This is a genomic window from Asanoa sp. NPDC050611 (genome assembly GCF_040654855.1).
GTDB lineage: Bacteria > Actinomycetota > Actinomycetes > Mycobacteriales > Micromonosporaceae > Asanoa.
Genome location: NZ_JBFAIU010000391.1, coordinates 1 through 6,393 on the forward strand (window position 1 = coordinate 1; position 6,393 = coordinate 6,393).

Annotated in this window: 5 protein-coding genes and 1 pseudogene; all 6 read left to right on the top strand. The window is 69.9% G+C overall.

Going from position 1 to position 6,393, the window contains the following annotated elements:
• Positions 1–453: pseudogene (locus AB0H87_RS36040) on the top strand (hypothetical protein); the annotation flags it as partial.
• Positions 453–1,838: an alpha-amylase family glycosyl hydrolase gene (locus tag AB0H87_RS36045; protein ID WP_360156330.1), complete on the top strand. Its 1,386-nt coding sequence runs from the start codon at positions 453–455 to the stop codon at positions 1,836–1,838. The pseudogene AB0H87_RS36040 and the gene AB0H87_RS36045, both read left to right, overlap by 1 nt.
• Entirely contained in the window at positions 1,835–3,157 is a 1,323-nt protein-coding gene (locus AB0H87_RS36050) for an extracellular solute-binding protein (protein WP_360156333.1), read from the top strand. The genes AB0H87_RS36045 and AB0H87_RS36050 overlap by 4 nt, the downstream gene beginning before the upstream one ends.
• On the top strand, positions 3,157–4,110 hold the full coding sequence (locus AB0H87_RS36055; RefSeq protein WP_360156336.1) for a sugar ABC transporter permease: 954 nt from the start codon (positions 3,157–3,159) through the stop codon (positions 4,108–4,110). Before AB0H87_RS36050 ends, AB0H87_RS36055 begins: the two co-directional genes overlap by 1 nt.
• A 2-nt stretch (positions 4,111–4,112) precedes the next feature.
• Positions 4,113–4,922 carry a carbohydrate ABC transporter permease gene (locus AB0H87_RS36060; RefSeq protein WP_360156339.1) on the top strand — a complete coding sequence of 270 codons (810 nt, stop codon included), beginning with the start codon at positions 4,113–4,115 and terminating at the stop codon, positions 4,920–4,922.
• 61 nt (positions 4,923–4,983) lie between these two features.
• Entirely contained in the window at positions 4,984–6,327 is a 1,344-nt protein-coding gene (locus AB0H87_RS36065) for a hypothetical protein (protein WP_360156342.1), read from the top strand.
• Positions 6,328–6,393 lie beyond the last annotated feature (66 nt).

Sequence of the window (6,393 nt, forward strand, 5' to 3'; positions counted from 1 at the left end):
CATCCGGCGGGCGCCGCGCTGCTGGAGCCGGCGCTGGCCCGGCCGACGCCGGACCTCGCCGAGCGCGCCGACCGGCTCGTCCGCGACTGGCTCACCACGCGGGCCGTGGTCAACGGGTGCGTCGGCGCGATCGTCGACGGCTACAGCCGCGACGTCGCGGCGATCCGCCGCCGCGGCTTCCCGCTGTGGGCCCGCGGGACGCATCCGGCCGACTCCGCCGGGCGGCTCGACGCGGTCGCGCGGAACGTGCCCGTCACCGTCGGCGGGGTACGGATCGAACCCGGCGACCTGATCCTGGCCGACGTCGACGGCGTCGTAGTCGTGCCGGCCGCGCGGGCCGAGCGGGTCATCGCCGCCGCCGAGACCAAGGCCGGCATCGAGGACACCGTGCGGGCCGAGCTCGCCGGCGGCCGCACCATCGCCGAGACGTACGCGAAGCACGGGGTCATGTGATGGACCACGACGTCGAACTGCTGCCCATCGAGAACCCGGACCGGTTCCCGGCCCCGGCGTGGGTGCGCGACCTGGCCATCTGCGAGCTGAACCCGCGCGGGTTCACCTCGCCCGACGGCGCCGGCGACGGGCACGGCAGCGGCACGTTCCGCAGCGCCGCGCAACGCATGCCCTATCTCGCCGCCACCGGCGCCAACGCCATCTGGCTGGCCGGCTACAACGAGGCGACCGACCACTTCTACGGCGTCTGGAGCGCGTACGCGGTGCGCCGGTTCGACGTCTTCGACGCTCGGCTGGGCGACGCTGCCGACTTTCGCCACCTGGTCGACACCGCACACGCCCACGGCGTCCGGGTCATCCTCGAGGTCGTCAGCCACGGCGTGCTGCGCGACAGCCCGCTGGTGGCCGACCACCCCGACTGGTTCCTGGCGCACGGCTCGTGGGGCATGGTCGACTTCGACTACCGCAACGCCGAGTTCCGGGCGTGGTGGGTGAAGCTCTGGACGTCCTACGTGACGGAGCACGGCGTCGACGGGTTCCGCGTCGACCTGGGGCTCGGCAGCGCCGAGCTGTGGGACGAGATCGCCGCCACCTGCGCCAAGGCCGGCCACCCGATCGTCATCATGTGCGAGCGCGAGCGCTACCACCTCGCGCAGAACGACTGGCCGTCACTGAGCCCCGATGTCGCCGCGGAGTGGGACGGCACCGGCGACCGGTTCCGCACCGTCCAGCTCAGCTGCCACGACGAGGGCTGGTCGGCCAGGCCCGGCAACCACTACCGGGTACGCGGCAGCCGCGCGTGGTTCGGTTACGGCGCGGCGTTCAGCCACCGCATCCCCTTGTGGTTCGCGGGCGAGGAGTTCGACGCCGCACAGGTCAGCCTGCCCGCGGTGCGCCGGGGCCTGTTCGGCGCCGGCGGACCCGGCGGCTGGCTCTACGGCTGTCAGGTGCCCTGGCAGCAGCTCGACGACGACCCGGCGAAGCGCGCCTTCCACGCCGACGTCAGCCGGATGTTCGCCATCCGGCGCGCCAACCGCGACCTGCTCCACTGTGACCGGTGGGAGAACGAGATGGTCGCGCTCGACTCCCCCGACGCCCCACTGGTCCCGTACGCGCGCCTGCGCCGGGGCCACCGGGCCATCCTCGTCGCGGGCAACGACACCGACATCGCGGTGCCGGTGCGGCTGGCCCTCGATCCCGCGCGCGCCGGCTTCGACCCGACCGGCACGTTCCGCGTCCGCGATCTCTGGACCGGCGGCGAACAGCGCCGCACCGGCGCCGAACTGGCGGCCGGCATCACCGTGACGATCGGCCCCGACCACTCCCCCGGCGGCGGCAACGCCGTCCTCGACGTCATACCCACCCCTGAGGAGCCACCACAATGACGCACACCGGCCTGACCCGGCGCTCCGTTCTGCGTACCACCTCCGCTCTCGCTCTTCCCGTCCTCGGCGCGGGCGCCCTGGCCGCCTGCGGCGACGACGACACCGGCGCCAGCGGCCCGGTCGACATGGTCTTCTCCGCCTGGGGCAGCCCCGAGGAGATGAAGAAGGCCGACGAGTTCGTCGCCAAGTTCAACGCCGCCAACTCCGCCGCCGGGAAGATCTCGATGGCGCTGACGCCCGTCGACTCGTACAAGGAGAAGATCCTCACCCAGCTCGTCGGCGGCAACGCGCCCGACATCATCGCCGCCACCGACGACTTCATGGCCAAGCTCATCGAGTCCAACGCGGTCGTGGAGCTCGGACCGCTGCTCGACGGCGCGGACAGCAAGACCAAGACGTCGGACTTCGGCGCCGAGGCGTGGGGTGCGGCCAAGACCAAGGACGGCAGGTACTTCGGGATCACGACCGACGCCAACCCGAGCCTGATGTGGTACAACACCAAGGTTTTGCGGACGGCGGGCGTCGCCGAGGAGCCGTCGGCCACGTTCGAGGCGGGCAAGTGGACCCGCGACTACTTCCAGAACACCATCGACAAGGTCGTCGCCTCCGGCGTCAAGGCGTTCGTCGTCGGGTCCAGCTGGTACGACCTCTACCCGTGGCTGACCTGCTTCGGCGGCACGGTCTACCAGGACGGCACGTTCGTCGCCCAGGACGACGCCACCTCGGTCGAGGCGTTGCAGTGGCTGGTCGATCTGGTCAAGGCCAAGGCCTGCTACCACGTGCTGAACGTGCCGGCCGGGCAGGGCCAGGACTCGCTGTTCATGGCCAACAACCTCGCGTTCACCACCGAGGGCCGGTGGGTGGTGCCGCAGTACTCGAAGATCTCCTCACTCGAGACCGACGTCGTCCACCGGCCGAGCGTCGACGGGAAGATGGCGGTCACCGCGACCTACACGGCGTTCATGACCATCAACAAGAAGGCCAAGAACCAGGACGCCGCGTTCAAGTTCCTCACCGAGTACGGCTCGGTCGAGGGCCAGACGTTCCGGCTGGGTGACGGCGGCGTCTCGGTGCCGTCCATAAAGGGCGCCGACGCGGTGGTGACCCAGGGCGGCTACCCCAAGCACGCGAAGTACTTCACCGACGCGCAGACGACGGCGTTCCCGCTGCCGGTAGAGGAGGCGCGGGTGCCCGGCCTGAGCGCCGCCATCCAACGCGCCTTCGACGAGATGTTCGCCAAGAACGGTGACGCGAAGACCGGACTGCAGGCCATCGCCGCGCTCGCCAACCCGGCGATCGAGAAGGGCCAGCTGAACTGATGACGGCCCTCGAACAGCGGGCGCCGGCCACGCCGCCGGCGCCCGCCCGGCCACCGTCCGACCACGACCGCGACCGGCGGGCCCGGCGGTGGAGCGAGCGCGGCTGGGCGCTGTTCTTCCTCGGCCCGCAGCTCGTCGGGCTCGTGGTGTTCGTGGTCGGGCCGCTGCTGTTCGCGATGGGCCTGAGCCTGACCAAGTGGGACGGGTTGAGCGAACCGACGTTCGTCGGACTCGACAACTTCGCCCGACAGCTGACCGACGAGACGTTCCTGGTCTCGTTGCGCAACACCCTGTTCTTCACGGTGCTGCTCGTGCCCGGCGAGCTGACCTGCGCCCTGCTGGTCGCGCTGGCGCTGCACACCGTACGCGGGCGGGTGCTCTACCGGCTCTTCTACTTCGCGCCGGTGGTCACCAGCTCCGTGGCGGTCTCCGTCGTGTGGCTGTGGCTGCTCAACGGCGAGTTCGGGCCGATCAACGCCTACCTGCGGAACATCGGCCTGGACCCGCCGAACTGGCTGGTCGACACCCGCACGGTGATCCCGGCGATCGCGCTCGTCAGCATCTGGCGCGGCCTCGGCTTCACGATGGTGATCTTCCTGGCCGGACTGCAGGCGGTGCCCAAGGAATATGTTGAGGCGGCCACGGTGGACGGTGCCGGGCCGGTGCGCCGGTTCTGGCACGTCACGCTGCCGATGCTCTCGCCCACCATCCTGTTCCTGGCCATCATGTCTTTCATCGGGTCGTTCCAGGTGTTCGACATCGCGTTCACGATGACCCGCGGCGGGCCCGGCGACGCCAGCTACACGCTCGTATACGACATCTACGACCTGGCCTTCACCCAGTTCCGGTTCGGCGACAGCGCGGCGGTGGCCGTCGTGCTCTTCGCCATCCTGCTGGCGATCACCCTGGTGCAGCTGCGGATGCAACGCCGCTTCGTGCACTACGAGGAGTAGACGTGCGCGTGCTCAAGCATCTGTTCCTCGTGGCCGGCGCGGTGCTTATGACGGCACCCTTCGTCTGGATGGTGCTCAGCGCCTTCAAGGACCTGCCGCAGGTCTTCGTCATACCGCCGAAGTGGCTGCCGGACCCGGTGGTGTGGGACAACTTCACGACGGCGTGGACGGCGCTGCCGTTCGGGCGGGCCTATCTCAACTCGTTCGTCATCTCCGGCAGCGTCGTGGTCTGCACCCTGCTCACCTCGGCCATGGCCGCGTACGCCTTCGCCCGGGTGCGGTTCCGGCTGCGGGAGCCGCTGTTCGTGGTGTTCCTGGCCACCATGATGGTGCCGTACCAGCTCACCATCATCCCGGTCTACCTGCTGATGCGGGAGCTCGGCTGGCTCGACTCGCACCTGTCCATCATCGTGCCCAACGCGCTGTTCAACGCGTTCGCGGTGTTCCTGCTGCGCCAGTTCGTCCGCGGCATCCCGCGCGAGATCGAGGAGGCCGCGACCATCGACGGCGCGAACCGGCTGCGCATCTTCTGGCACATCGTGCTGCCGCTGCTGCGGGCGCCGCTCGCGGCGCTGGCCATCTTCACGTTCATGGCCCAGTGGAACAACTTCCTGCAGCCGCTGATCTTCCTCAGCTCGCAGGACAAGTTCACGGTGCCGTTGTTGGTCAACCAGTTCCGCGGCACGTACACGACCAACTTCCCCGTGATGATCGCCGCCGCCGCGGTGGCGACGATCCCGGTGCTGATCGTCTTCGTGGTCGGTCAGCGCTCGATCATCAAGGGCATGACGCTGACCGGCAGCAACCGGTAGTCCGCTCACGCCCCGCTCGTGTGTCCCGTCTCCCCCGCCTCGCCCAACCAAGGGAGCTCCGATGCACCGTGCCCGAACGGCCCTCGTGGCCGCCCTCGCCCTGACGGCGACGTTCGCCGTCGCCACACCCGCGTCCGCCGACGGCGAGAACCTCGCCCTGGCCGCCACCGCCACCGCCATCTCCTCCGCCGCCGGCTACACCCCGGCCGGTGCCAACGACGGCGTCATCCCGGTGATCACCACGCCTGCCGACGAGTGGGCCTCGAACGAGCAACAGAACGGTGTCTGGCTGCGGCTCACCTGGTCGTCACCACAGACGCTGAGCCAGGTCAAGCTCTACGACCGATCGTTCACGTTCACCAGCAACATCCTGGGCGGCACGCTGTCGTTCAGCGACGGCTCGACCGTCTCCGTCGGCGCGCTGCCGGAGGACGGCCAGACGCCCGCCACCGTGAACTTCGCCGCGCGTTCGGTCACCTGGGTGCAGTTCACGGTCACCGCGGTCACGCCCGGCAGCTGGGCCGCCGTCGGGCTCGCCGAGTTCGAGGCGTACGGCGAGGGCGGCCCGCCACCGACCGGTGACTGCCCGGCCGGGATCTATCCCATGCACAAGGTCAGCGTGCTCGACCCGGCGTACGGTGCGACGGTGTCGGGCGCCAACGTCACCATCCGGATCTGCGCACCCGGCATGGGCAACGTGTGGGCCCGTTCCTGGCACCAGCCGGACGCCGCCCACCCCGACGCGAAGGGCTACGACCGGCGGTTCCAGAACGTCGCGCCCGACGCCACCGGCTACGCGACGCTGACGTTCCCGGCCAGCGAGTACCCGCGCGGGCCGATCGCCGTGCTGATCGACGCCTGGGACGGCGTGGAGGGCAGCGGCACCTTCACGGTCACCGACACCGCCTATCTCCAGCTGCACAACACCGGCGGCACGTCGTGGAACGAGGGCGCTCCGGCGGGCGTACCGGCGGCGGCGGGCGGTAAGTCGCTCGCGTTCGTCGACGACTTCGACGGGTCGCTGTCAATTTCGCGTACCGGCGCCGGCGCCACCTATGCCAGCGCCAAGCCGGACGGACCCAACGGCACCGAGTTCGGCGACGGCATCTTCGCCGACTTCACTGGGCCGTACAACCCGTTCGCGACGCTCTCGAACGAATATCTCCGCATCCGCGCGTCCAAGACCCCGCCCGGCTACGTCGACCCGATGGGCTGGGGCCGCCAGTACTTCACCGGCAACCTGTCCTCGGCCCGGACCGACGGCACGGGCATCGCCTACCAGTACGGCTACTTCGAGGCGCGGATCCTGATGCCCTCGGCCCCCGGCACCTGGTCGTCGCTGTGGCTGATGTCGCTCAACAGCCTGCCCACCGGCGCCCGCTCGCGCTGCCGAACTCCTGCTTGACCCACTCGCCGGCCTTCTTGCCCTCCAGCACGAAGTCGGAGCCGATAAACGTCTTGTAGAGCGTCT

Excerpts from the sequence above, each read along its gene's own strand:
- AB0H87_RS36045 (WP_360156330.1), top strand. The coding sequence starts at position 453 with ATGGACCACGACGTCGAACTGCTGCCCATCGAGAACCCGGACCGGTTC.
- AB0H87_RS36065 (WP_360156342.1), top strand. The coding sequence starts at position 4,984 with ATGCACCGTGCCCGAACGGCCCTCGTGGCCGCCCTCGCCCTGACGGCG.
- AB0H87_RS36050 (WP_360156333.1), top strand. The coding sequence starts at position 1,835 with ATGACGCACACCGGCCTGACCCGGCGCTCCGTTCTGCGTACCACCTCC.
- AB0H87_RS36055 (WP_360156336.1), top strand. The coding sequence starts at position 3,157 with ATGACGGCCCTCGAACAGCGGGCGCCGGCCACGCCGCCGGCGCCCGCC.